The sequence below is a fragment of the Candidatus Poribacteria bacterium genome, from assembly GCA_026702755.1.
Lineage (GTDB): Bacteria > Poribacteria > WGA-4E > WGA-4E > WGA-3G > WGA-3G.
Genome location: JAPPBX010000061.1, coordinates 13,884 through 39,060, shown reverse-complemented (window position 1 = coordinate 39,060; position 25,177 = coordinate 13,884). Strand labels below are relative to the sequence as shown.

At 46.9% G+C, this 25,177-nt stretch carries 23 protein-coding genes; 15 read left to right on the top strand and 8 right to left on the bottom strand.

Features of this window, described 5'->3' with window-relative positions; translation table 11 throughout:
* Positions 1-15 precede the first annotated feature (15 nt).
* Positions 16-1,005 (top strand): DPP IV N-terminal domain-containing protein, encoded by a 990-nt coding sequence (locus OXH39_11140; GenBank protein MCY3551003.1) that lies wholly within the window; start codon positions 16-18, stop codon positions 1,003-1,005.
* 606 nt (positions 1,006-1,611) lie between these two features.
* Here OXH39_11140 and OXH39_11135 read toward each other — a convergent pair.
* From OXH39_11135 to OXH39_11125, 3 genes are all read right to left on the bottom strand, one after another.
* Positions 1,612-1,746 (bottom strand): hypothetical protein, encoded by a 135-nt coding sequence (locus OXH39_11135; protein MCY3551002.1) that lies wholly within the window; start codon positions 1,744-1,746, stop codon positions 1,612-1,614.
* A gap of 402 nt (positions 1,747-2,148) precedes the next feature.
* Positions 2,149-2,664: a hypothetical protein gene (locus OXH39_11130; protein MCY3551001.1), complete on the bottom strand. Its 516-nt coding sequence runs from the start codon at positions 2,662-2,664 to the stop codon at positions 2,149-2,151.
* Positions 2,665-2,822: 158 nt separating this feature from the next.
* Positions 2,823-3,278, bottom strand: a complete 456-nt coding sequence (locus OXH39_11125) for a hypothetical protein (protein MCY3551000.1) — start codon at positions 3,276-3,278, stop codon at positions 2,823-2,825.
* A gap of 338 nt (positions 3,279-3,616) precedes the next feature.
* Here OXH39_11125 and OXH39_11120 point away from each other — a divergent pair, with 338 nt between their 5' ends.
* From OXH39_11120 to OXH39_11095, 6 genes are all read left to right on the top strand, one after another.
* Entirely contained in the window at positions 3,617-4,885 is a 1,269-nt protein-coding gene (locus tag OXH39_11120; protein ID MCY3550999.1) for an ABC transporter permease, read from the top strand.
* Between the two features lie 437 nt (positions 4,886-5,322).
* Entirely contained in the window at positions 5,323-6,198 is an 876-nt protein-coding gene (locus OXH39_11115) for a GNAT family N-acetyltransferase (protein MCY3550998.1), read from the top strand.
* Positions 6,199-6,657: 459 nt separating this feature from the next.
* Complete coding sequence (locus OXH39_11110; protein MCY3550997.1) at positions 6,658-8,631, top strand: TRAP transporter fused permease subunit; 1,974 nt, start codon at positions 6,658-6,660, stop codon at positions 8,629-8,631.
* Positions 8,615-8,815 carry a hypothetical protein gene (locus tag OXH39_11105; GenBank protein MCY3550996.1) on the top strand — a complete coding sequence of 67 codons (201 nt, stop codon included), beginning with the start codon at positions 8,615-8,617 and terminating at the stop codon, positions 8,813-8,815. Before OXH39_11110 ends, OXH39_11105 begins: the two co-directional genes overlap by 17 nt.
* Positions 8,812-10,269 carry a sodium:solute symporter family protein gene (locus OXH39_11100; GenBank protein ID MCY3550995.1) on the top strand — a complete coding sequence of 486 codons (1,458 nt, stop codon included), beginning with the start codon at positions 8,812-8,814 and terminating at the stop codon, positions 10,267-10,269. The genes OXH39_11105 and OXH39_11100 overlap by 4 nt, the downstream gene beginning before the upstream one ends.
* A 118-nt stretch (positions 10,270-10,387) precedes the next feature.
* On the top strand, positions 10,388-11,161 hold the full coding sequence (locus OXH39_11095) for a carboxypeptidase regulatory-like domain-containing protein (protein MCY3550994.1): 774 nt from the start codon (positions 10,388-10,390) through the stop codon (positions 11,159-11,161).
* A 54-nt stretch (positions 11,162-11,215) separates the two neighbouring features.
* Here the strand turns inward: OXH39_11095 and rsmA are convergent, their stop codons facing one another.
* From rsmA to OXH39_11070, 5 genes are all read right to left on the bottom strand, one after another.
* Entirely contained in the window at positions 11,216-12,097 is an 882-nt protein-coding gene (gene rsmA, locus OXH39_11090) for a 16S rRNA (adenine(1518)-N(6)/adenine(1519)-N(6))-dimethyltransferase RsmA (GenBank protein ID MCY3550993.1), read from the bottom strand.
* 115 nt (positions 12,098-12,212) lie between these two features.
* Positions 12,213-13,436, bottom strand: a complete 1,224-nt coding sequence (gene coaBC, locus OXH39_11085; protein ID MCY3550992.1) for a bifunctional phosphopantothenoylcysteine decarboxylase/phosphopantothenate--cysteine ligase CoaBC — start codon at positions 13,434-13,436, stop codon at positions 12,213-12,215.
* Positions 13,437-13,534: 98 nt separating this feature from the next.
* Positions 13,535-14,338 carry a hypothetical protein gene (locus OXH39_11080; GenBank protein ID MCY3550991.1) on the bottom strand — a complete coding sequence of 268 codons (804 nt, stop codon included), beginning with the start codon at positions 14,336-14,338 and terminating at the stop codon, positions 13,535-13,537.
* A gap of 21 nt (positions 14,339-14,359) precedes the next feature.
* Complete coding sequence (gene gmk / locus OXH39_11075) at positions 14,360-15,025, bottom strand: guanylate kinase (GenBank protein ID MCY3550990.1); 666 nt, start codon at positions 15,023-15,025, stop codon at positions 14,360-14,362.
* Between the two features lie 138 nt (positions 15,026-15,163).
* Positions 15,164-15,622, bottom strand: a complete 459-nt coding sequence (locus tag OXH39_11070; protein MCY3550989.1) for a 4Fe-4S binding protein — start codon at positions 15,620-15,622, stop codon at positions 15,164-15,166.
* 296 nt (positions 15,623-15,918) lie between these two features.
* On the opposite strand from OXH39_11070, the gene OXH39_11065 reads away from it, so the two are divergent.
* The 8 genes from OXH39_11065 (at position 15,919) to rsmD (ending at position 25,151) form a co-directional block, all read left to right on the top strand.
* Positions 15,919-16,689 (top strand): SDR family NAD(P)-dependent oxidoreductase, encoded by a 771-nt coding sequence (locus OXH39_11065; GenBank protein ID MCY3550988.1) that lies wholly within the window; start codon positions 15,919-15,921, stop codon positions 16,687-16,689.
* Positions 16,690-16,715: 26 nt separating this feature from the next.
* Positions 16,716-17,705: a hypothetical protein gene (locus OXH39_11060; protein ID MCY3550987.1), complete on the top strand. Its 990-nt coding sequence runs from the start codon at positions 16,716-16,718 to the stop codon at positions 17,703-17,705.
* A 621-nt stretch (positions 17,706-18,326) separates the two neighbouring features.
* The gene (locus OXH39_11055) at positions 18,327-19,610 is read left to right on the top strand and encodes a sigma-54 dependent transcriptional regulator (protein ID MCY3550986.1); all 1,284 of its coding nucleotides are present in this window, start codon (positions 18,327-18,329) and stop codon (positions 19,608-19,610) included.
* A 415-nt stretch (positions 19,611-20,025) separates the two neighbouring features.
* A complete protein-coding gene (locus OXH39_11050; GenBank protein MCY3550985.1) occupies positions 20,026-20,691 on the top strand; it encodes a hypothetical protein in 666 nt (221 codons plus the stop codon).
* Between the two features lie 10 nt (positions 20,692-20,701).
* A complete protein-coding gene (locus tag OXH39_11045; protein MCY3550984.1) occupies positions 20,702-21,412 on the top strand; it encodes a hypothetical protein in 711 nt (236 codons plus the stop codon).
* A gap of 1,100 nt (positions 21,413-22,512) precedes the next feature.
* The gene (locus OXH39_11040) at positions 22,513-23,022 is read left to right on the top strand and encodes an RNA polymerase sigma factor (GenBank protein MCY3550983.1); all 510 of its coding nucleotides are present in this window, start codon (positions 22,513-22,515) and stop codon (positions 23,020-23,022) included.
* Positions 23,023-23,135: 113 nt separating this feature from the next.
* Positions 23,136-24,440: a DUF1501 domain-containing protein gene (locus OXH39_11035; protein ID MCY3550982.1), complete on the top strand. Its 1,305-nt coding sequence runs from the start codon at positions 23,136-23,138 to the stop codon at positions 24,438-24,440.
* 123 nt (positions 24,441-24,563) lie between these two features.
* Entirely contained in the window at positions 24,564-25,151 is a 588-nt protein-coding gene (gene rsmD, locus OXH39_11030; protein ID MCY3550981.1) for a 16S rRNA (guanine(966)-N(2))-methyltransferase RsmD, read from the top strand.
* Positions 25,152-25,177: the final 26 nt, after the last annotated feature.

Below are 25,177 nucleotides of genomic sequence, written 5' to 3'. Positions count from 1 at the left end.
GTGGAGGAGATAAAAATGAAAGGAAAACTTGCCTATATTGTATTGGGAACGACCCTGCTATTCGTGTATTTCTTGCTGGCGACGAATCTTTATGTATACGCGTCCGATGTGCCGTATATTGCTTTTAGTTCCAAGCGTAATGGAAATTATGACATCTACATGATGGATATCAACGGCAAGAATCTCCAGCAGCTGACAGACCACTTAGCCAATGAGACTTACCCTACGTTTTCGCCGGACGGACAGTGGATGGCTTATAATTCCTCTCGGGACGGCAATGAGGACGTTTATGTGATGAACCTCAAAACAAAGGTATCCCACCGGTTGACGAACCATCCGGCACGTGACTTTAATCCGGCATGGTCTCCAGACGGACGATGGATTGCGTTTGTCTCTGAGAGAGCAGGGACGTTTGACATCTACAAAGTCGAACCGAGTGGGGCGAATCTCCAACAGTTGACGCATGGGGATGAGAAGAACAACACCCCGGCTTGGTCCCCTGATGGTCAATTCATCGCTTTTCGTGCTTTCAAGGACCCGGCTGGTATTTATATCATGCATGCGGATGGCGGAAATCAGAGCAGACTCAAAAACCAACCGGAACCGGGATGGATGCCGGCGTGGTCTCCGGATGGGAAACGGATTGCCTTTACCGTAGTTTTAGGCGGAAATTATGACATCTACACCCTAAACATTGACGGGAGTGATCTCAGACGGGTAACACGCAATATGGCGGGTGATTGGTCGCCAGCCTGGCACCCTGATGGACACTCGATGGTTTTCTCGTCCACACTGTTGAACAATTTGCTGGGAAAGTGGGAGGGAAATTCTGACATCTATCACATAGATGTCAATGGTGCTGTAGATAATCGTCGCAGATTGACACGCCATCGGGAGACAGATATGGGTCCGACATGGGTGCCAACAGGTACTTTATCCGTTTCTCCGACTGCGGAGACACAAACAACACTCTGGGGTAGGTTGAAGCAGCCTGTCCAGGACTAAATGAGGCGTATCCAACGTCAAAATAATGCGGCGTGCTGAGTAGGGGTGAAGCCTTGTCGGTTGGATGTGGTCGCCGCGACAGATATGTCGGAAGAGGGCACCGCGCGTGATGTCGGCGCGTTCGCGATACTGGTTTAGCACGTGATGTGTTGTGTCACAAACTCGGTACGCTTACTGTATTCGCTTTCAACCCTAACAACTGTAATAGGTGGATTGAATCCCCGCTGTCGGAGAGGGGTTTGATCGCCTTGACCCATCACATAATCGAGTTTGCCCTCAAATCACCTATATTCAGTGTTTGCTTTGTGTAAATGGTAAGGTTGGAGTTATTATGCTTGTAAAGTTCAAGGATAATATTGCTAATCACAAATGTCGAGCGTGCTTGTTCAGAATGGATTTTCTTTACAAGGGGTCGTGCGATTTCGAGTGTTTCGTTGAGCTACCTACTGGGGCGTAGGTGTTCAGTGTTCGAGAAAAGAGAGGGTTTGTCTTGAGGGCTTTACCGAACTGCTCTTGGATAATTCTTCACCTTCTCTATGTTTGCACTTAACAAAGGTTCGGGACTCGGTTATGTTGACGATAGTCTTCATAGGGATACCTCTAATTCTATTTATCGAAACTCTCTTTAGATGCATACATTTCAATAACCCACTTCGGGGGTGGATACTTCTCCCAATCCCTTTCATGGTCCCACTTGCCTTGTCTGTGTTCTCGGTAGATTTCAAACATCTTTTCTTTCATTCGGCTTTCTCGCCTTGAGGTGTAAAAACCAAATACGAGAAACAGTACCGCCATCAACACAATTTCCATTTCATAAATCCCTCAATTTCGTGCATTGCTCATCGTTTCAAAAGTAGCCAATGTTGCATAACACTTAAGTACTAACTCTAAAAAGAGTATTGCATCTGCCTCTTTTTTCAGCACGTCGGTCTTGTAGAGCTGAACATCCAAAAACAACTATCTTTTCCCCAGAACCCGCCCAATTTTATGAAGCCCAAGACGCGCTAAGTTCGCCCTCAGAGGCTCCGCCAGAAATTTTAACACAATTTCCAAACAAACCAACCCATCTATAACTATCAATTCGGAAAAGGGGACCGTTCCCCTCCATTGGAACCTCTCCCTCAATCACGATACTGCTTTCCATCACTCATCCGTACCCACCACACCGACAATAATAATAACAGTCCCACCGGTTAGCGTCAGGCAACCGAAGGCGGATCCTGCGGCACCTGATTTAATCTGATACGATCGCATTTTCTCCCGATAAGCATTGGCGTAAGACTTGACGTATTCAGGCGATTTTCCGATCAATCTTTCAGGGGGCGGATTCGGTGGATGGAGACGCATATAATATCGAGTCAATAGACTGAAGACCGTTGCAGCACTCATTCCAGCAATTATGTACGAAGGTTCGGGCTGACTATGTCCAAAGTGCAAGTCAGCGATACATCCAGTCATCAAAGCACACATCCCTGCGGCGAGAGGTGCACTCACGCCTGCTCCAAAGTAAGCCAGTAAATTGACATCGTGTTTGGCATCCGATTCAGCATCTATTTTCGCCTGAAGGTATATGGAATCCTGTGGTGTATTCTCATAACGTTTAGAACCGCAGCCTGTAAGAACAATTGATAAACAACAGAAATATAGCAAGAATCTCACAAGAAATTTCCTTGAAGTGTAAGTTCGGAGAAATCTAAGAGTGTTCATAAGCAAATCGGAAACTTCGGCACGGATTTTACTGTGCATGCCAAAATTTCCGACTTGGGTTTTAATCTAAATCACGGATATTTCTTTATCCTCTACTGGTTCTGCCGCGACTACTCGTCAGGCGGCGGATCCCCGTTCGGAGGTTCAGGCATGGCTTCAGGAGGGTTTATTCTTATTATCATTGGTGGGTCATCATTCTGCTGTATTTCAATAATAATCTCAGGAACTTCGGGTGGTTTTAAGACGCGTATCTTTGGCGGATTCTCAAGTACTTCAGCGATAATAACTTCGGGTACCTCTGGAGGTTCTAATTCTGGGGGCTCCGGTGGATCCTTCTCTAATATCTCAGCGATAACATTGGGATCTAACGGTGGTATCGGTGGGCCCTGATTGAGTATTTGAACGATAACATCGGGCAGTTCTGCTAACGGCTCCTCCTCGACTGGCGGCTCAAGTTTTTTAGCGGATTGGACCATATTTATTGATGGATCCGGTGTTATAATGTCTGAATCGCTTCCACAACCGAGTAGAGCGATCAGAGCGGTGAGTGAGACCAAATGTTTCATGATACTCTCCTTTGTTGAGTGATAGAGATTTTTCCAAACAGTGTAGGTGAAGTTTTCTACCTAAGAGTATACCACAAACACACGAAAATACAAGCAAAAAATTTGTTTGTGATTTGTTTGGGGGAAACCGCTTTTTCCTCGTTTTTTCATTTTCTTAAACCTTTTCCCAAATATTTCCCTCTTTAAGTCTAAAAAATTAGTGGTAAATTAGGGTTGTTACCTTTTTCTATAACGGTGATATCTGGCTACCATTCTTTTTTAGCAGATGAGGTCCTGCTTGGAGGTGGAAGTCTTGATGGTATTATCATTCTCTGGGCTATGAAACCTTATCTACTAAAATGGAAATCCATGATGTTGTCGCTACGGGTATCTTACATCTTTCTCAGAACCGATTGCGTGCTGGGTTATCCATTCTCGGTATTCTTATCGGGATTGCAAGTGTGCTATGCATGATGGCTATCGGCGATGGTGCGAAACGTCTCATCGTTAAAGACCTTGAAAAACTTGGTGGTGCAAACCAAGTCCAATTGTGGACACGGAGTACCATTTGGAAGCGGCGAGGGCTCGTGCGGCGGACAACTGAACGGTATACGCTTGCGGACGCTCATGCCATTGAAGCAGAATGTCCCAACGTCTTATTTGTTTTACCGAAAAATGAAGTATTCAGCCCGCACCTCGTTAGTAGCCGATACGGCAGTCGACCCGCTCCGCGTCTCGAAGGTGTCACCGCAGACTATGCACTCGGTATGCACTGGGAGATTCAAGAGGGCAGATTCCTCTCCGAGAACGATATTGAAAACGCAACTCAGGTCTGTGTCTTAGGTGCCAGTATTGCCAGTGAATTGTTTAGCGAAACCTCTTCTATTGGTCAAGAGGTAAAGGTGCGGTTTTCTTGGCGGTTGCCCTCGGTGAGGCTACGTGTTGTCGGTGTGATGAAAGCAAAGGGTCGTAGTCTCAGTTCTTGGCGTTCTTTAGATGATACCATTTGTGTCCCGCTGACAACGCGTCAACAACGGATTTTCCGCAACCCGTATGTTGATAGATTGGTTCTCTTTTTTCAAAAAGATGCGGATGTTTACAGTGTCATTGATTCGGTTAAAGATGTCCTTCGCAAAAGACACCGGGGGAAAGATGACTTTATCGGTTATTGGATACCGAAAGGTAATATTCAGCGGCTTGCGCACACGCAAAAGATGATAAAAATCGCGTTGGGAAGTATCGCAAGTTTCTCGCTTTTCGTTGGCGGCATCGGTATTATGAATATGTGTCTTGTCTCCGTCGGTGAGAAAACGCGGGAGATCGGTTTACGAAAATCGGTTGGAGCGAGACAGATTCACATTTTCTGGCAATTTTTGACAGAATCAATATGTCTCTGTTTCTGTGGTGGCATATTTGGTATCGCGGGAGGTTGGTTAGCGGCGCACGGAATGGCAAGACTCGCCGTACGCATCGTACCAATTTTGCCTGAGTGGCCCGTCGTTCTCTCTTTACCTTGGATACTGACTTCTGTTATTTTTTCGGTTTTCATGGGTGTTAGTTTCGGCGTGTACCCCGCGATGCGGGCGGCGCGGCTTTCACCTATTGACGCACTCCGGACCGAGAATTAAGATAGTTTCTGTTTTTTCTCCATGTTCAAAGATTATGTTTTAGAATTTTTTTGACAAACGATTTTTTAGTGTGTATAATTTCCTTACTCTATCAGCGGAGATAACAAGAAGATGACTTGACGATTCTATCTAAACACCTCAACCAGAAACTTTTTGAACAAGGTGCTAACCGCTTTGGCAATTGCTGTGCGTGCACCACTGATTCTACTTCTTTTCTCGAAAGTTAACAGTTGGTTTTTCCTTTCTCAAAGTGTTAACTTCTTAAAATTAGTCTTATTCCACTGCCCTTTCACTGTTCCCGTTGCTCTGCTGGGCAATTCCCATAAACTTGAACCTCTTAATATACGCCGACAAGCCCCTTCAAGTACCGCGCGTTATGTGGTTACTTCAAGGGGTACATCTGTTTTGTCAGATGTGATTTACACGAAAGGAGACGTATGCGCAATACAATCGTTTACAGACATTGGATGCCTGGCGATGATGACGCTGTCTTGGCATTTCGACCTAATACCAATGAAGATTGGTTTCGACATAAGTTTGACGATGAGGACCTTGAACCTGAAGGGATTCGTTTGGCGTTTCTCAATGAAAGGGTTGTTGGACATGTTATGGGTGAACTTACTACACTCGATATTGAGGGAAAGGTTCAGAAATTCGGAGAGGTTATGGATGTCTTTGTCGCCCCGGATATGCGTCGGCAAGGCATTGCAACCCGTTTGATGCAGGAGGTGCACACCTACTTTGAGAGGAAAGGTTGTTGCGGAAGTATCCTTGACCTAAATACGGAAGCCTCTCTTCGATTATATCGGAAGGTCGGATATCAGGAGGTTACCAGAACATTACGCACACAACTCTTGCCGAGTTCGGAGGACTCTCAACTCAAATGGACAGACCCGCGTCTTGAAGATTTAAAGGTCTTACATCAATTAGATAAGAGATGGTCAAGGCAGAATTTCCGAGTTTTGTGGGCACCAGGGCACGTGAAGGTAAATCAGTTCAATTTGAATAATTACCGTGTCCTACGTCGCGATAGCGACATCATTGGTTATGCAGAATGGTCTGAGTCGTCGGAAGGCTATCCAAGCGGATTGATTTGGGACCCGATTGTGCCGAATGTGGATCCAATAGAAGTTATCAAATCAATTCAAGCAGTGATTCCGACACCGCTGGCGTGGTGGACTTGTACTGGAAGCAGATATGAAAATCCGCTTCGTCACCTCGGATGCTTGTTTGAAGAAACACTGGATGTCAAAATGATCATATTTTTTGGGCAGCAGATTGATTTGACTCGGCAATTCCGAACCTTTTCGTAGCAAACAGAATTTGATATTCAGGGGCACAATGAAACATTTGACCTATCACGAGTGGGTAGTGCTACCCTTTTCCCTTGATTTACCGCTTCTTTCCTGCTAAACTTAAAGAAATTTAGGGTATCCCGTTATTCGCTTTGAAAATAGGTGGAAGTTCAAACTACACTATAGGTGTCAATTTAGGGATTTTTCAAGTAACAACCTCTCTACAAATGCCGCCCCTACCGGGCTTAGGTCTGTGAGGTCCCGTTTTTCTACACAGATACCATCCCTACGGGATTCAAGAGGTTTTTGAAAGTTTCAAGGTTTCTGTGTAAAACTCGGTTCGGTTAGGAAGGCAGTTCGCATTTGGGCGAGTACGCCGCAAAACTCGGTCCGCGATGGTTGTTTTTCTAAAATTGACAGTTATGGTGGAAGTTCAAATCACACCAGCAGATCCAAAAAGCAGAATTGGTTAATCTATTGAGAGAAAAGATAAAAAATAACATCTTTCTTGCAGTCTCGGTGCTGCTGTGCCTCTTTATCTTAATCGAGGTTAACTATCCGCAGCTTGCACCACAATCTGAGTTGGCACTCTTTGCGATGCTGGGGTTAATAGTGGTATTCTTGAAATACCCTATTCATCCACGTTTTGCGGACTACCTTGTCTTTCGGCTTTTGGATATCGTGCTGATAGTCGGTGTGATTATCTGTTTCGGTTATGTTGTCGGTCAAACGGAACCGATCTTCCGAGCATTTTGGTTAGGTGATAAGTCCCTCGGGGATCGGGCGGGGGCGGAACGGCTATTGGATTATGTGGTTGGCGGGTTTGGACTTATCTTGATTTTAGAGGGGACGCGCCGTTCTATTGGCGTGACGCTCCCGCTGCTCTCTCTTGCGTTTCTTCTTTACGCTGGCTTTGGTCAGTTTATGCCGGATGGATTGTTTCCGCATCGCGGATATTCCGTTCAACGGATTGTCAGCCAGACGTTTCTGCACAGTCAAGGCACATTTGGTGTCGCGCTGCGAGTGATGTTCACTTATGTGTTTCTTTTTGTGTTGTTTGGGACGTTGTTGGAACGCACGGGAGCAACCGGTTACGTTTTGGATTTGGCGAGGCGTGTGTTTGGTTCAAGCGCAGGTGCGCCTGCGAAGGTCGCCGTGTTGGGCAGCGGTATGATGGGATCATTGTCGGGTTCCGCCGTTGCGAACACCGCAACGACCGGTACGTTCACGATTCCGTTGATGCGACGCGCCGGATTCCAACCGGCGATGGCGGGAGGTATTGAAGCTGCTGCGAGTTCTGGTGGCGCGTTGGTGCCACCGATCATGGGCGCAGGGGCGTATATGATGCTCGAAATCGTAGAGCCTGCTGTTACGTATTTTGAGATCATCAAAGCTGCATTATTACCAGCGATCCTTTACTATGTGGCGATGTTGTGTATGGTGCATTTTTTGGCGAAACATATCGGGAACGCCGCGTGGGATAGTGCTCCGGATGTCGATGCTACGGACGAAAATCAAACGCGTGCGTCTACGGACAAACTTCCTAAGATGCAAGGTGTCGTCTTTTTCACGGCGTTTATCACACTGATTGTTTTCCTGCGAATGGGTGCTACACCCTTCCGGGCGGTGAGTTGGAGTCTGTTAGTTGTATTGGTTGTGGGTCTCTTTCATCCTAAAACCCGCGTCGGGATTTCGGGGATTTCAAAGGCGATGGGAAACGCTGCACAGAGCGGTGTGTCGCTGATTGCAGCTGCAGCGTGTGTCGGTATCATTTTAGGTGTGGTGACACTAACGGGTATCGGTAGCAAGCTGCCCTCAACACTTTTGCCGATTGCGTCTACGAATCTGATGTTAGCGTTGTTTTTTCTGATGATTTCGACGATTATTCTGGGAATGGGCTTGCCTTCATCGGTCTGTTATCTATTGATGGCTATTTTGGTGGGTCCCGTGCTTCTGGATTTGGGGGTCGTTCCACTTGCTGCGCATTTTTTCATTTTCTATTTCGGAATGATGTCGATGGTAACTCCACCTGTCGCCTTGGCGGCGTATGCTGCAGCTGCCATCGCGGGTTCGGGGATAATGGCAACGGGATTCGCTGCGTTCAGGTTCGCGCTTGTCGGTTTTGCACTGCCTTACGTGTTTGTGTTGCGACCGGCGTTACTCTGGTTGAGTGGGGATGGTAGTACGCCGGATATGTGGACGGTTTTCGGGAATTTCTCACTAACGTTAGTTGGGACGATTATCTTTGCGGCTGCGATTGCTGGTTATATCTTTAACAGACTGACGCTATGGACGCGCGGCATTTTGTGTATTGCTGCGCTCATTCTCTTTTTTCTACCGACCGGCATGCAGTTCGTGTGGATTCATGGAATAGTTGTCCTCGCAAGTATTGCCGTTTTCTACTATAATTGGCTGGCAAAAAAGGAGGCGCGTCATGAAAAACCCGGTTAGATGGTTGTTGTCCGGCTTGCTCGTGCTACTGTTTTTACTACACAACGATTTCTGGTTCTGGAAGACACCGCAGCTCGTTTTGGGCATACCGGTAGGGCTGCTCTATCATATCGGTTACTGCCTTGTGGCGACGTTGCTAATGGCAGCCTTCGTCAAAGCGCGCGGGGATTGGGGAGAGAAATGAGTCTTGCGATTATTTTTATCTACCTCGCTATGGTGCTGTTGCTCGGTGTTCTGAGCCATAAACTCTTCCGAAACACTGCGGAAGACTACTTCGTCGCGAGTCGGACAATCAATTGGTTTATCCTGTTGATGACGCTTTTTGGCACGAACATGACGGCGTTCTCGATCCTCGGTGCATCGGGTGAAGCCTATCACAGAGGTATCGGTGTTTTTGCGTTGATGGCTTCTTCTTCAGCGATAGTTGTGCCGTGTGTGTTTCTTTTCATCGGAACTCGTCTGTGGCGGCTCGGAAAGCGGTTCGGTTATGTGACACAGGCACAGTACTTCCGCGACCGGTGGGAATCCGATGGTTTGGGGCTGCTTCTTTTCATCGTGTTTGTGTTGCTGCTCATCCCGTATCTACTTATCGGAGTGATGGGCGGTGGCGGGACATTGGCGACACTCACAGATGGCAAGATTCCACAGTGGGGTGGGGGTTTACTCATCTGTGCTGTCGTCCTCTGTTACGTTACCTACAGTGGCATGCGAGGCACTGCATGGGTAAACACGTTCCAGACGCTCGTTTTCATGACCCTCGGAGGCATCACGTTTTTTGTTATCACGAATCGGATGGGTGGGTTTTCAAACGCTATCTCTAAAGTAGATACGGGTTTGCTGATGCAGGCGGAGCATATAAAACCGTTGGAATTATTGACGTATCTCTGTATTCCGCTCTGTGTTGGTATGTTCCCACATATCTTTTCACATTTCTTAACAGCCAAGGATGTGGGAACATTCCGTTATGCAATCATTCTGTATCCATTGTGTATCGCGATTGTATGGATTCCGAGTGTGCTGCTCGGAATATTGGGGAGTGTAGATGTTCCCGGTTTAAAGGGGGCGCAGGCAAACAACGTACTGATTCAGATGATTAGTATGCATGCCCCTGGTGTTTTGGCTGGGTTTTTAGGAGCCGGAGTGTTCGCGGCGATTATGTCCTCATTGGATTCACAATCGCTTGCTATTGGGAGCATGTTCACACACGATATTGTTGAGCATTATCGCCGGGAAGTGTTTTCGGAGAGACAGCGGGTATGGGTCGGGCGGCTCTTTGTGAGTGGTGTGCTTTGTATTACCTATCTAATCTCACTCATTGCGACACCGAGTATTTTTAGACTTGCTATTTGGTCGTTCACCGGATTTGCGGGTCTCTTTCCGATTGTGGTTGCGGCGTTGTTTTGGCGACGCAGCACAAAGTTGGGAGTGTTCGCCGCGATTATAAGTGTTATCTTATTATGGCTCTATTTCTTTCTTCAAAACTGGCGGACACCGGGGTATAGTGTGGACGGAACCGGTATTATGCCTGCTGCGATTCTGATTGCTGTTTCGTCTGTCACGCTGATAGTCGTTTCTCTATTCACGAAACCGCCGAATTCACAAACGCTTGAGAAGTTTTTCGATTCTAATAAAATCTGACTTTTCGGTTGTCGGTTGTCGGTGTTTGGAATGCGCGGCTCACTTGAATGCCACGAGGCTCTCTGGCTGACCAGCGAGTGCTGATAACTGATAGCCATTAAAGGATGGCAAACAGACCATGATATTGAAAAAAAATATTTTACTTCTGTTACTGCTGGCATGTATTTTTGCATGTGGGGAAGCGGAAGAGACAACTGAACCTGAAGAACCAGTTGTGATTGAATACGGAGCAGTCTCTGGAAGCATCACGGATGCTGGAACAGGGAATCGAATTCCTGGGTCAACTGTAACACTGCTGGAACAATCGATCGAAACTGGCGTGGATGGTGCTTACGCCTTTCAAGGTGTTCCTTATGGAGATACCCATACCTTAATTGTTTCAGATCCGGATTACAAACCGTATAGCCAGCCCATTACCCTCAATCAACAGCGTTTGGTTGTGGATATTATGTTGACACCACTTCGGGATCCGGTTGAGGAGATACAGGAATTTTTTGACAATTTTGCTGACCTCCTTGAATCTGTAGATATGAAAAACATTGAAGCAATTGAGGCACTCTTTTCGGAGACGTACGTCGCTGCTGACGATCCAGCGACACTTTTCGGTGTAGCATCAGGAATTATTCCTGAGAATTATGCGGATGTTGTTCCGGCAATGACCCAACTCTTTGAGGAGTATGTCTCACTTCAATTCCTGTTCCAGGATATGGAGATGGATATTACACATGCCCGGAAAGCGGCGGTAACGCTTCAGCTTGATATAAACGCCGAAAAGGGAGAAGATCTCGATTTAAGGGAGCTCAAAGCCCGTTGCCAATTTGAATTTCGCCGTGAAGGACCGGATTTGAAGATTGTGCATTGGCAACTTTTTGAATTGGATGTCCGATTGTGATTCCGTAGGGTTGGGTAACCCAACCCCTACAGACTTTAAAATTAATATAAATACCTAAGATCGAGACAAGAAATTGGTGAGGGCTGCGAATTCCGTGATGTCTAATGTTTCGGGGCGTCTCTGTGGTGCTATGCCGAGTTCCTCAAATGCGGCGGCTAATACCTCTGCCGGTGCGAGTCTGCCTCTGGTTAGGGTGTTTTTTAGCATCTTTCGTCGCGTCCGAAACGCTGTCCGTACTATTTTAAAGAAAAGTTCCTCATCGTCAACGGCAACCTTTGGGTTTTCACGCATTGTCAGTTTTAAGAGTGCGGAATCCACTTTGGGGGCAGGGTAGAAATTTTCTGGCGATAGAGTCGAGATTAATGCCGTATCGGCGCGATAGCCAACCCCAATTGTCAACGCACCATAATCTTTTCCTCCCGGTCCGGCGACGATCCTTTCAGCAACCTCCTTCTGCATCATCAACACACAACTATGTATCTCTTTGTGATGCGAGAGGAGTTTCCACAGGATGGGTGTTGTGATGCTGTAGGGCAGATTAGCGATGACTTTAAAAGTAGTAGGCACACTCCATGTGCCGTAACAAGTCGTAGACTCGTTCCATAGACCGTCAGACAACAATAAATCGAGTTCCAATTTAAGAATATCAGAGTTAAAAAGTTGAACGCGCGAATCCATCGAAAATTGTGCCTCTAAAGCCTTGTACAACAATTCGTCCACTTCAACGGCAATTACGCGTTTGGCATGCCTCACTAACACATCCGTGAGACACCCTAAACCAGCACCGATTTCTATGACTGTATCGGTGTCTGTCAGTTCCCCTGCTTCGGCGATAGTTTTGAGGACTTCTGGGTTAACGAGGAAGTTTTGTCCTAACTGTTTTTTGGGACGGGTCTGATTTAGGGCAAAGAAGTCGCGGACCTGTTGGTGGTTCATTTTTGAAGGATTGTCGGGGGAGTGGTTGTTGGTTAAGAGAGGTGAGTCACCCCCAACGTTTTGCTTGCAACCCAAACCCTCTTTAACTTCTAACCTCTTAACTTATAACTTATAACTATAGCGAAACAACCTTTGTTAAAATAACATCCGCTACGTCACGCTTTGAGGCGCGTGGCAGTTGTTCGCAGGTGCCGTGCCGATCCAGTAAGGTGACAATGTTGGTATCGGATTGAAATCCCGCGCCTTCCGCAAGAATGTCGTTCGCGACAATGAGGTCGCAGTTTTTACGGATTAACTTCTTTTGCGCGTTTTCGAGGAGGTCGTTGGTTTCGGCGGCGAAGCAGACGAGCGTTTGATGGGTTTTCTGTTCGCCGAGAGCCTGTGCGATGTCCGGATTTTTTTCGAGTGGGAGTGTTAATGTGTCGTTCGTTTTTTTGATTTTATGGGGCGTAAATTCGCGTGGTCGATAATCAGCGGGTGCTCCTGCCATGATGACGATATCCGTTTCATCAAATGCTTGCAGGACAGCGTCGTGCATTTCGAGCGTTGTTTCGACCTTTTCGATCTTAATACCGACGGGTGCGGGGACAGTGGCGGTTCCACTAATCAAACGGACTTCTGCGCCGCGCTGTGCTGCCGCTTCAGCGATAGCATACCCCATCTTTCCGCTGGAGCGGTTGGTAATAAATCTGACGGGATCTATGTATTCGCGCGTTGCACCTGCCGTGACGAGGACACGTTTCCCTTGCAAATCATCTGCTCTTTTAGTAGGGGGCGTACCCTCCGAATCGCGACCCTTTAGAATATCACTCATAGTTTGGAGGATCGTCTCTACTGTATTCAGTCGTCCTGTACCTTCATACCCACAGGCTAAATCACCGCTTTCAGGTTCGATGAAATGGACACCTTGGGCTTTCAAAGCGTCGATGTTTCTTTGGACGAAGGGATTTTGATACATGTGTCCGTTCATTGCGGGTGCGAGGAGTATCGGGCAGTGAACGGAAACCGCGACGGTGGAAAGTGCGTCATCGGCGATGCCGTTGGCGAGTTTACCGATGGTGTTCGCTGTCGCAGGAACAATCGCGAATAGATCGGCACGGTCGGCGAGATCAATGTGGGGTGGCTTCCAATCTGTCCCCGTGTCGAAGAGATTCAGGAGGACTGGGTTTCGTGAGATGACTTGGAATTGCAGGGGCTGTACGAGACGTGTGGCGTTCTCCGTCATCACGACGTGGACGTAAGCACCGCTTTTAACGAGTTGGCTTGCCACGTCAAGCGATTTGTGAATGGCTATGCCGCCTGTAACACCTAAGATGATCGTTCGCCCTCTGAATTCCATATTTTTGAGGATTACAAGATTTTATTTGCGCAATCTGAAGGATGATATGTAGAACGTAAAGGAGTGTTGCAACTGATAATTTGTGTTTGTCGTATGCTTCATGAAATATCGTTGTTCTGGTGATGAGCGAGTTGCTGACGGAGCCGTTTTAGCTCGGCTTCCATTTCCTGTCGTTCCTGTTCTGCTGCTTCTGCGCGCGTTTCTGCTGTTTCTGCGCGCGTTTCTGCCTCTATCCGAAGGGAATGCTCTTCCATAGAAGTCGTAATCGGCGTGCCGTCTGGCAGATACGGACGCAATAGTCTAACGTGTGTATGATGTTGTTCCTCGCAGTGAAAGTAGAGATTTAACGCTTCACTGAACAGACCACCTTCCGCATCCGGTTCCATCTCAACAATACTACCTGATAGATCCTGCCGCCACCCCCGAAACTCTGCGGGTTTCTTCAGCTCCGGTTGATGGATAAAATACTCTTGGACACCTATATCATTTAGATACACACCGACTTTTTCATTTCTATCTTGACGTGCCGTCGCGTCGGAGAGAAACTCAAAGACAGCAACCGGGGCGGCACCTTCTGCCCACGTATAGAAACTACGCCGTAACGGATACTTCGCGACCCCGAACACAATGTGAATATCAGGTGCCACACATTTTGTGATGTCGCCTTCACTATAATAGATAAAACTGTCGATACCGATGTGAACAAGTTCATTAATTGCGAAGTATCGCTTGAACTGTTCGTAAAGTGATGCAATCTGTTCGCCGTGAAAATAGGTTGCGGCCATAGGTTCGTCATCTTCACACGGATAACCTTCAATATAGACAGTCGTTTTACCGTTTGCTTTTGGAAAGACTGGCATATATTTTTTTCGTTTGAAGCCAAAGTCGTTTATGGTATCCATGGTTATCTCCATTTGATTATTTTAGGGTTTACTATAATCTGTGCCATCAATACCGAGCAGTGGATTAATTGTCTCTATCAGTTTGTCATCAACGCGGGAGCGTTCTGCAGCGATGATAGTCTGAATCTGTTGAACTGCCTCTTCGATTGCCTTCTCTGGATTGCTAACCCAGTAATCGTAATTCTTAATCTCTTGGACTTCGGATTTGGCTATGTCCAATCGTTGTTTCTGTTCTGCCTCCGATTCTGTTTTTCTGCGGCGAAGGCGTTTCGCTAAGACAGTCAAAGGTGGGGGTATAATGAAGATGAGCACACTTCTCGCTGGCGCAAGATTTTGCTTTTGAATTTGCAGAGAACCTTTTACCTCGATCTCTAAAATAGAATCTTTCCCGGCTTCGCGTGCTGCGGCTATTTCAGATTTGAGCGTGCCGTAGAGGTTGCCTCCATATTCTGCCCATTCTAAGAAGCTGCCTTGCTGAATATGCTTTTCAAATTCTGCTTTTGATAAGAAGTGGTAATCAACACCGTCTTTTTCACTTCGACGCCGCTTACGCGTTGTTGCAGAGATGGATAACCGCAGCGTTTCATCCAATTTGCAAAGGGCGTTAATAACGGTGCTTTTCCCTGAGCCGGAAGGTCCAGAAATGACGATGACAAGGTTTGGTTTGTAAAGATGGATATTCGCCATTGGAAACATTGCACCCTTACAAAGGTGTTAGGACTTACGCAATTTTCTATGAATCCCTACATATTACGTGCGGCTGTCGAGGTTCCAAACCTCGACAGCGAAAGGGCTGCGTGAGTCTTGGGTGTGTTGCCTTGAATGTTAATCTGCGGCTTCATCTAACTCCACGAGGACAGGCGATTCAATGCGAATAGCGTCTTTGATACAGACTTCTTCGCACAACTTGCATCCGACACAATCCTTGGGTTTAACCAATTCGCAGATGCCGAAAAAACTTTCGGCGTGCTCGCCGGTGTCCGGGTCCTTAAGTTCTAAACACTCCCAGGGGCAGATGTGAACGCAGAAATCACATCCGGAGCAGAGTTCTTCGTAGATGACGGCAATGGGTCGATGTGTTGGACGGCGGATAAACTTGCACACCTCACCAAACTGGTCCCGAATCGCTTCAACGGGGCAGACCATCCCGCACGCACTGCAGTCGATACAAATATTTGGATCGATGATGTGCAGCATGTTCCTGTCACCCGTGATTGCGTCAACGGGGCAATTGGTTAAACACGCCATACACCCAATACATTCGTCAGTGATATAGTATGCCATGAGTCCTTTCCCTGTTTTTTAAATCGGACAGAATTTTCTATTATCTTCAACACATATATTTTACCACAAGCTTTGTAAATTGTCAAGTGTGTTTTTATTTTAATGGAGTCATTGGGCAAAACACCCTCACCGTTGCTGGCGAGGGTTGTATCCTCGCATCTTATAACTGAAAACCGAGAACCGAAGACTGAAAACTATCCCGTTGATATTTTCAGGGTTATTCGCTATAATAACAGCATAGATATATTAGGGTGTTACTATACAAGTTCATACTACAAGAAAGGACGAGGATTCTAATGGACTTAGGACTGAAAGGCAAAGTGGTTGTTGTAACGGGTGCGAGCCGTGGGATCGGTCGCGCGATTGCACACGGATTCGCTGAAGAGGGTGTACGGCTGAGCATCTGTGGCAGAACCGAGGATACACTCCAAAGTGTTACGGATGAACTCACAGCGAAAGGTGCGGAGGTTTTCGCTAAACTCACGGATGTTACGGATGGGACACAGGTTGAGGCGTTTATCACAGAAACGGTGGACACCTACGGCGGGATCGATGTCGTTGTGAACAACGTGGGTGGCAGTCGGTGGACACCTTTGGAGGAGATTTCGGATACCGAATGGCACGAGATCCTTGATTTGAACCTTGTTTCTGCGGCACGCGTTAACCGACTCGCGATCCCTGAGATGAAAAAGCGAGGTGGCGGTGCCATTCTGATGATAACGTCTATCTACGGCAGGGAAGGCGGCGGACATATCACCTATAACGCTTCAAAGGCTGCTGAGATTAGCATGACAAAATCGTTGGCGAGAGAACTCGCACCGGACAATATCCGCGTCAATAGCGTTGCCCCGGGTTCGATTCTGTTTCCGGGTGGCGGTTGGGCGCGTCGGATGGCGGCGGACCCTGAGGCGATGGAGGCTTTTGTAAAGAGCGATATGCCGCTCGGCAGGTTCGGGAAGCCGGAAGAAATCGCGAATGTCGTTGTTTTTCTTGCATCGGAACGGGCAAGCCTTGTGACGGGTGCCTGTGTGAACGTTGATGGGTGTCAGTCGCACTCAAATATTTGACTCGGTGAATTTCAAAAGGAGTTATCATGAAACCCTTTTTCAAATTCCTCTGTTTATGTCTGACTTTCCTGCTTCCGTTTGCAACAGCACAGGCGAAACTTACTGGCGAAGTCATCTTTAGACCTCCAATTAATGCATTCAACGAACTCTGGATCACCAACGTGGAAAAAGCACGCGATGATCACCCATTGTTTACCCTGGGATATTCGCCAGAGGGACTCGCCGTACAAACAAATGGGAACCTCGTCGTCACGATGGCTTTGCACAATCAACTCATGTTTGGTAACGACATCTACGTTTTTGATAAAGAGGCTGATTTTCCAAAAGTTCGAGACCTTACACGTCAGCAATTTAGTCTTATTTGGGGTCTCGACATCTCACAAAACGGTGATATCGTCTTCACGCACGAGCGGACAGGACCGGCACCAGCGACTGGGATATATCTCATTCCAAAACATGAATTAAAGAAATTGCGACCGAAAGTCTACCTGTTAAAAGAGGGTGAGGCGTATACTGTAGAATGGTCATCGAGCGGAAAACATATCGTTTATAGTACTTCCGACGGCGTTTGTATCTTGAATATCCTAACCCAAGAAGTTTTACAGATAAGCAGAGATGGTGGTTACCCCGCCTTCTCACCAGATGGGAGATACCTCGCTTTTGCGAATAGGGCTTTTGCACACGGGCGTTGGGCAACTACGTATACGATTAGCATTGTCTCACTTACTGGCCGACCAAACTTGAAAGCTATAGAAACGCAAGAAGCCCAGGGAGGCTACTTTAACCTCAAATGGTCACCTGATGGACAGTACGTCGTTTACACAATAAGATGGAACGGAACATATCGCAACTTCGCAGCACCTATCAACGGAGGCCCCCATGAAGAATTCTTGGATGAATATGAGGAAGGTGTGTGGTTATTTGATTGGACCCAGACTGATGTTGCGTATGCTGTAGAACCTACTAACCGATTGACCACGCTCTGGGGAAAACTCAAGCAGCAGGACTTAAAGTAAGAAAACCCGTCTGTAGTAATATTCGGTTTCGCGTGCCTTTGACTATCTATATGATAGTTGCCAGTATCCCTTTAATCCAACCTACACACCAAGTTGAAGATTATGGGCGGGGAGTCTCCGCCCTTGTTTTTTATACACCTTCCTCCTCTTACATTCACCACCATTTTAGTTCAACAGCAACCTTTTATTTTTAACGTGCATTTGAAAATAAAAATTGAAGTTCCCGTAGGCGTTTTTGCTTAGTGTCTTTGCTTGGGTGTTTCTGCGGATTTCCATTAGGTTGGATGGAGACCTCCTAAAAATCGCACACAGCACAAAATTTTCTTTGCTTTTTCCTAAAAATATTGTATGATATTGGTTAGATATAGTCTTTTAAATTGGTTAGATATAGTCTTTTAATTTAATAATTGAGATAATTTTGATAAAATTAACATAAGTTATAACCTAAGTAGTTGCGGGTTGCAAGTCTAAGCGAACCTCAACATCTCACTTTTATCAAACTCACGTTTAATGAACGGATTATATCCATTTGGCAAGTACCGATCGCGAGGATACTAACGGAAACACCCCAACAAAAACACCTTCGCCAGCGACAGTGGGATCGGGAAGGAGGTCTCTATAGTGAAACACATTGTTATTGTAAGTAATGTACCTGATACAGCGAAAGAGGTAAAAGAAGATCTTGAAGGGATGGGATACAAGGTCTCTATTGCGGCCAATCAAGGTACGCAGACCTCGCCTCTTACAAGCGATCCAATCTTAAAGATAATCCACGGGGATGATGCCGATGTACTGGTTCCACAACGGAGAAATAGTGTATCTGCAGTTATAGAGGAGACAGTTTCTCAAGTTACGTCCGCCAGAGATAGTTTGTCTGGGGACTACAGAGAGATCATCGGGAGGAGTCCCCAAATTTTTGAGGTTCTGCAGCGCATTGAGAATTTTGCGGCTACGCCGCTGAGGATCCTGATTTTCGGCAGGACCGGGACCGGTAAAGAGTTGGTCGCGCGTGCCTTACACAAAAACAGTGGCAAGTCGGGAAAGATGGTTCCTGTCAATTGTGCAGCGATGCCGGCAGACTTATTGGAAAGTGAACTGTTCGGACACGAGAAAGGCGCGTTCACGAGTGCGGATACACGTCATATTGGTAAGTTTGAAAGGGCAGACAAGGGGACACTGTTCCTTGATGAAATCGGGGAGATGCCATTTGCTATGCAATCGAAGTTGTTAAGGGCGATTGAGGCGGGTGAGATTGAACGCGTCGGTGGCGAGAAACCGATCGCGGTGGATGTCCGAATCGTGGCGGCTACCAACCGAGATCTTACACAAGCCGTTAAAGATGGCTTTTTTCGTGAAGACCTCTATTATCGGTTGAATATGGCATCTATTTCTCTACCGACGTTGGCGGAAAGACGAGAAGATATTGAAGATTTAGTGACACACTTTCTTAAGAAATATCGCTTGTCCTATGACTCGGAAGTTCCACAGATAGCACCGAGTACGTTGGCTCTCCTTGAAAGTTACGCTTGGCCCGGGAATGTCCGGGAGTTGGCAAGTGCTATTCAAAGGGCGTGTTACGCTGTCAAGGAGGGGGTTCTTTTACCAGAGCATCTACCCGAGGAGATTCGGATGTGTCAGGAACGCCCCATGAATTCCCTTAAAGAACTACTTACATCTGAAAATGAACAGGAGATAAGTTTTCCTTTCGACACGACGCTTGAGGCGATGGAAGGATCGTTCATCCGTACCACATTGGCGCGGCTTGACGGGAGTCGGAAAAAAGCCTCGGAGATGTTGGGGATAAGCGTAAGGACCTTGCAACGGAAGTTGAAAAAGCATCGTGCTGACGATCAATCCGAAGAGAAGCGCACGGAAAATGAGAAGTTTTCTTTATTGGATGAATGACGAAAATCTGATAAAATCCTGCTCACGGCGAAAAGGATGTCCAGTTTTTATTTGTGGTAAATACGTCAAAAATGACGGGGTTAGGTGCGTCAATAATGACGTACACGTCAAAAATGACGGGGTTCAGAATTGTCCTGAATTTAACTTTTTCCATTCTTCAAGGGGGTAGTTTTTTGAAAGTAAACGTCTCTGTTTGCTTTGACAAACCGAGCGTCTACCTATATTTTGGGCGCATCAAACTAAATAAGGCTTTTGTAATTTCACTGGTTTTGACACACAGATTACGTTTTATTAGGGCATTGGCATGAAATTTGCTTTAAGTGCTTTAAGACAGACAAACTAATGTGATGTAGCATAAAACGCCTCTGTTTTGTGAGACTTTCAGGTTAGCACCTTTAATATAGGAGATATTTGGATGTTCAAACGAAAGTGGTACTGGGCACCTACTGCAGTTGTTGTTCTCTGTATCAGCGGAATTGTCCTTTTCTTAAAGCCAAAAACTGAAACTCAAGAACCCATAAAAATCTATAAAGCGGTAACACCAGACCCGAAAACGAGGGCAATAAAGGAAACTGGTAAGGAAGAAACGGGCATCACTCCGTCGCACAGCCACAACCACGACCACAGCCACGGGCATTCCCATGAGACTGTGCCGCACTCCCACGGGGACGAAACGAACATCGGCAGTAGCGGATATGACTGGCGAGACGAGAGCGCATTTGATGCTGCACTCCCAAAGAGCGATCCGTGGAAACAAACCCATCCAGAGAGTGAACCTACCGACACTGCTGATGACACATATCCGCCCCGAGATTGGTACAAAACGGAAGATCCGGAGTTGCACGCAGAATACCTTTACGCCCAACTTCTCAAGCAGTTTGGGGACATTCCAGAAGTTCATACCGTTGGCGAACACAATTTAAACGTTGCAAAGGGTGTCCCGCAAACTCTTGGTAATATTGAAGCCTATCTTGAAGCAAACTATTATCTCTTTCCGAATGAGAAAAATAAAAAAGCGATCGAAGACTTTCAGGAGATAAAAGCATCAGGGGCAACAATGAGCTCTGAGAGCTCTGAATAGAGGAGATCTCATGAACACTCACAACTTTTTTTGTTTTCGTTTCTTTTTGATACTCACAGTTTTCGTCAGTTTACTCTCTTTTTGGGGATGCGGCGACAGAGAAGACGACCCCGTCAATCCAACGGCTCCTCTTGTATCGGGAGAATTCAAATGGCCCCCCGGAACCACAGGTGAAGCGTGGGAACTCACAGATGCGGATGTCGCTGAGCTGTTAGCACTAAACCCACCGCCAGATTGGCCCAAGACAGAAGATCCCGAGTTGCGCCAAAAATATGAGTTCGCCCAACTTCTCAAGCAGTTTGGGGACACTCCCGAGCTCCGCTACATTATAGTATTTAACCTAAAACCCAAGAATAATATCACACTCGAGCAAGCCATCGCTTATTCTGAAGCCATGTACCGCCTCTTCCCAAGTGAAAAAAACCTAAAAGCAATGCGAGACATTCGCGCAGTGTCCACCGAAGGGTATCTACCGCCACAAGACGGACCTAAAGATGAAGTACAGGTATGGATGGAAAAGGATCCTGAGGGATTCATAGAGTCCCAGAGGTTATTGTATGTGAAAAAATACGGAGACATCCCAGAGGTCCACACTTATCTGAATCTCCTACGAAAACAGTTGTTGGGAGAAATACTCACAGATGCGGAGCGTCAGGAAATGCAAGCTGCACTTTCACATCTTCGGCAACTTCGAGAACAGGATGATGATAATGATAACTAAAACTCGCGAGGCTTTTTTACTGTGCAGGTAGGTTGATTCTTCTCTCTAAAAGTGAGTGGACCTATCTCAGACGCTGGCTCATGCCAGCAAATTTACCAAAGGTGAAAAGGTAAAAGAATGAAAAAATCGCATGCGGACTGTCTACATGCGGCGCGTTTCCTTTTACCGTTCACCATTTATCCCATAAGGAGAACAAATGTTAAAAAAAATATTGGGAGGCTTTTCCGTCTTCCTATTTGTATTTGCTATTGTAATGCCTTTACTGGTTACCACCGACACTGCCCATTCGACCCCTAATAAGAGAATTTTTTATCGCTGCGAGATTACCACGGTCTGCCCTGATGGATCGGTTCTTTCGAGAGATACTGAATGGCGAAGCATGTTAGTAACGGACAGCGATCATCCACCTGATGGGGAATTTTGCTACGATACGGGCCAGGGAATACGATGTGATCCTGTGCACGCAAATCATGGGATCCGCGATGTTATCAACCATGGCCTTACAAAGATCACCAGATATGCTTCTGCAAGGGCCTGTCGTTAATTCGTTAGAAACTGACTGATGCTTACGTCAGTATATGGCAAAAATAGATCGTCAATACTGACAGAAATTCAAAAGGGAACGTGGTTATACTACATCGTTACTACGTTTCCTTTTTTCTAATATGATAAACCATGTCTCCAAAACCCCTAAAACTCACTGAAACACCGCACTGGAAAGAAGAAACCCTCATTCTCAACGTTAAGACAATACCTCCGCTTAAAGAAACATTTCTAACAATCCGTACTCGCGGCCCAGGCGCACAGCAAATTGCTCCACATTTGCGGTTTGCTGACCTCTTGCTGCTCTTCTTCCCAACCAAGACATCCTTAGCACTCCGCTATAGTGCAAATAACAGACTACAAATCATTACCTCTGACGAAGAGACAAAGATTAATATTGAAAAAAGGGAAATCTTAACATCATAGAAACTTGTATTCCTCCAAATTCCTAAAACGATTACCAATCCACACACGCGAACCACTTTGCTTACATACTTCGGCGAACACGCATCCATCCACTATATACAGCAGGAAGATACCGAAGCCTTTGATCCTTGGTGCGAAAATACCACCCCAAAATCTATACCCACATCCTGAGGTGCGTCAAAGACACCGAAATCGCAAAGGAATTGACACAAGAGACATGGATAAAAGCGTTTCGTGCCATCAACACCTTCCGTGCAGACGCTTCGTTTTACAGCTGGCTCTACCGCATCGCCGAAAATGTCTGTATCGACTACTACCGAAAACGGAAGGTAGCACACACCATTGAACCCATTCATGACATCGACGAACGTCGCATCATAGATACACATCCTTGTCCAAGCCACAACATTGAGCGGCAGGAACTCCGACACCATCTTCAGGAGGCTGTTGCGCCCCTGACACCGACACGCAAACGCGTCTTTCTTCTATACTATGTTCATGAAATGCCTATCAAAACCATCGCAAAACAGATAGGGCGGAGCGAAGGTACTATCAAGACCCATCTTCGCAATGCCCGCCTCCAACTCCGAGAACGTCTCACCCCTTACCTGAAAAATCAACACATTCCATGGCTCGCATGAGCTTTCACACAAAACCTTCCATCTTATCTTCCACCCTTCCGTTAAATTTTGTCCTTGTTTAAAAGACGTGAACATGTTAAAATGATAGGAATGAAGAATTAAGGAGGGTGGACATGGACGCGAAATTGTGGGTGCCAGAATACGATACCCCGGAATTATGGCACAAAGAGATCTCACGGCGTGGGTTTTTCAAAAGTAGTGTCGGCAGTTTTTTAGGACTCGTCGCGATGCAGCATTTTAGTTCGATGGGACTTGCGCAGCTTGAGGATGTTGTGCCGCGCGCCAAAAATTGCATTGTGCTGTTCATGAGCGGTGGCGCGAGTCAATTAGACACGTTTGATCCGAAGCCCGGCACCAAAAACGGCGGTCCCTTTGCAGCGATTCCGACGAGTGCTGAAGGCATAAAGGTTTCGGAACACCTCCCAAATGTCGCGGAGCAGGCGCATCATCTCTCCATCATCCGATCGATGGTCTCACGTGAAGGAAACCATGAACGCGCACGCTATCTACTGCATACGGGTTATGCCCCCGGTGGTGCGGTCAGACATCCCACCCTCGGTTCACTCACCTCTTACTACCTTGAAGATGACACTTCCGATCTTCCGAGTTGCGTTAATATCAATGCGCCGGCGTACTCTGGTGGTTTCCTCGGTGCGACGCACGATCCGTTTATCGTCAAGGATCCGATGAGTCCTGTGGATGACCTCTCCTATCCTGCGCAGATGGATACACACCGTTTTCGCGAACGTCTCAAGATGCTCAAGGCGATTGAAGCGGATTTCATTGCGAAACGGACTGGGCGCAGCACGGAAGCACACGAAGCGATTTACAAGAAAGCCGACCAGCTCATCAACTCCCCCAAAATAGATGCGTTTCATCTCAATGAGGAACCCGTTGCTATCCGTGAGGCTTATGGCATGAATAAGTTCGGTCAGGGCTGCTTGATGGCACGCCGACTCGTGGAAGCCGGTGTTAAATTTGTGGAGGTTTCAATAGATGGCTGGGATACGCATGAAAACAACTTTGAACGGACGAAAGAACTCCTTGATATGGTGGATCCCGCATTCGCGATGCTCCTGAAGGATTTGGCTGAACGTGATCTTCTTGAGGAGACGATTGTGCTATGGCTCGGCGAATTCGGACGCACACCGAAGATTAATGACAACGATGGACGCGACCATCATACCGAGGGGTGGTCGGCGGTTGTTGCAGGCGGTGGTACACGCGGTGGTCAGGTCATCGGAAGTACGAATGAGGATGGGACTGAGGTTGCCAGTGGTGCTGTCCGAGTGCCTGACCTGTTCGCGTCCCTCTGCTTTGCCCTTGGGATCGACGGTGCCGAAGAGAACTATTCCCGATCTGGTCGTCCAATTCGGGTTGTTGACGATGGCACGGCGATAGAGGAGTTATTCATATAATAGTTGTCGGTTGTCAGTGGTCAGTTATCAGTTAAAGAAGGTTCTGGTAACAATAACCGCTTCTTAGCGCACTTCAAGTTGGGTAGATTTTTAAAACCTTTCTTAACCGATAACTGGTAACTCATGCGCGTTATTGCTGGCATATTCAAGGGTAGACGTTTGGCTGCTCCTAAAGGAGATCGTCTCGTCCGTCCGACTGCCGATCGGGTTAAAGAGTCGGTTTTTAGTATTCTGCGGGAGCAGGTCGTTGATGCGAACTTCTTAGACCTTTGTGCCGGTACAGGGAGTATGGGGATTGAAGCATTAAGCCGTGGCGCGAAGCATGTCACATTTTTGGAGCGTGACGCGCGGTGCATCGAGATTATAGAGCGAAATCTCCGTATGTGTGGACTCCTTGCTGGATCCGAGGCGAGGCATTGTCTGCTCCGTCGCGATGCTGTGAAAGGGATTTCGGACCTCTGCAAGCAGTCTGCTGTGTTTGAGGTTATCTATTTTGATCCGCCATACAGTGTTGGTTTCGTGAATGGCTCGCAACTCTATACGGACTGTCTAAAGTTGCTTGCTGAGAGTTCGCTACTCCGTGTCGGTAGTGTCCTGCTTGTTGAACATGCGAAGCAGTACGTTGTGCCGGACGCAGTTGGGAGTTTGAAACAAAGTCGGCAAGCGCGTTATGGGGATACGGTTGTATCTTTTTATGAAAAAAGTCTGTAGGTATTTAAGCATTATTGAAGGCATAT

Coding starts and splice junctions, on each gene's coding strand:
- OXH39_11050 (MCY3550985.1), top strand. CDS start 20,026: ATGTTCAAACGAAAGTGGTACTGGGCACCTACTGCAGTTGTTGTTCTC.
- rsmD (MCY3550981.1), top strand. CDS start 24,564: ATGCGCGTTATTGCTGGCATATTCAAGGGTAGACGTTTGGCTGCTCCT.
- OXH39_11095 (MCY3550994.1), top strand. CDS start 10,388: ATGATATTGAAAAAAAATATTTTACTTCTGTTACTGCTGGCATGTATT.
- OXH39_11100 (MCY3550995.1), top strand. CDS start 8,812: ATGAGTCTTGCGATTATTTTTATCTACCTCGCTATGGTGCTGTTGCTC.
- OXH39_11120 (MCY3550999.1), top strand. CDS start 3,617: ATGGAAATCCATGATGTTGTCGCTACGGGTATCTTACATCTTTCTCAG.
- OXH39_11045 (MCY3550984.1), top strand. CDS start 20,702: ATGAACACTCACAACTTTTTTTGTTTTCGTTTCTTTTTGATACTCACA.
- coaBC (MCY3550992.1), bottom strand. CDS start 13,436: ATGGAATTCAGAGGGCGAACGATCATCTTAGGTGTTACAGGCGGCATA.
- OXH39_11080 (MCY3550991.1), bottom strand. CDS start 14,338: ATGGATACCATAAACGACTTTGGCTTCAAACGAAAAAAATATATGCCA.
- OXH39_11060 (MCY3550987.1), top strand. CDS start 16,716: ATGAAACCCTTTTTCAAATTCCTCTGTTTATGTCTGACTTTCCTGCTT.
- OXH39_11035 (MCY3550982.1), top strand. CDS start 23,136: ATGGACGCGAAATTGTGGGTGCCAGAATACGATACCCCGGAATTATGG.
- OXH39_11115 (MCY3550998.1), top strand. CDS start 5,323: ATGCGCAATACAATCGTTTACAGACATTGGATGCCTGGCGATGATGAC.
- OXH39_11140 (MCY3551003.1), top strand. CDS start 16: ATGAAAGGAAAACTTGCCTATATTGTATTGGGAACGACCCTGCTATTC.
- gmk (MCY3550990.1), bottom strand. CDS start 15,025: ATGGCGAATATCCATCTTTACAAACCAAACCTTGTCATCGTCATTTCT.
- OXH39_11125 (MCY3551000.1), bottom strand. CDS start 3,278: ATGAAACATTTGGTCTCACTCACCGCTCTGATCGCTCTACTCGGTTGT.
- OXH39_11065 (MCY3550988.1), top strand. CDS start 15,919: ATGGACTTAGGACTGAAAGGCAAAGTGGTTGTTGTAACGGGTGCGAGC.
- OXH39_11105 (MCY3550996.1), top strand. CDS start 8,615: ATGAAAAACCCGGTTAGATGGTTGTTGTCCGGCTTGCTCGTGCTACTG.
- OXH39_11135 (MCY3551002.1), bottom strand. CDS start 1,746: ATGAAAGAAAAGATGTTTGAAATCTACCGAGAACACAGACAAGGCAAG.
- OXH39_11070 (MCY3550989.1), bottom strand. CDS start 15,622: ATGGCATACTATATCACTGACGAATGTATTGGGTGTATGGCGTGTTTA.
- rsmA (MCY3550993.1), bottom strand. CDS start 12,097: ATGAACCACCAACAGGTCCGCGACTTCTTTGCCCTAAATCAGACCCGT.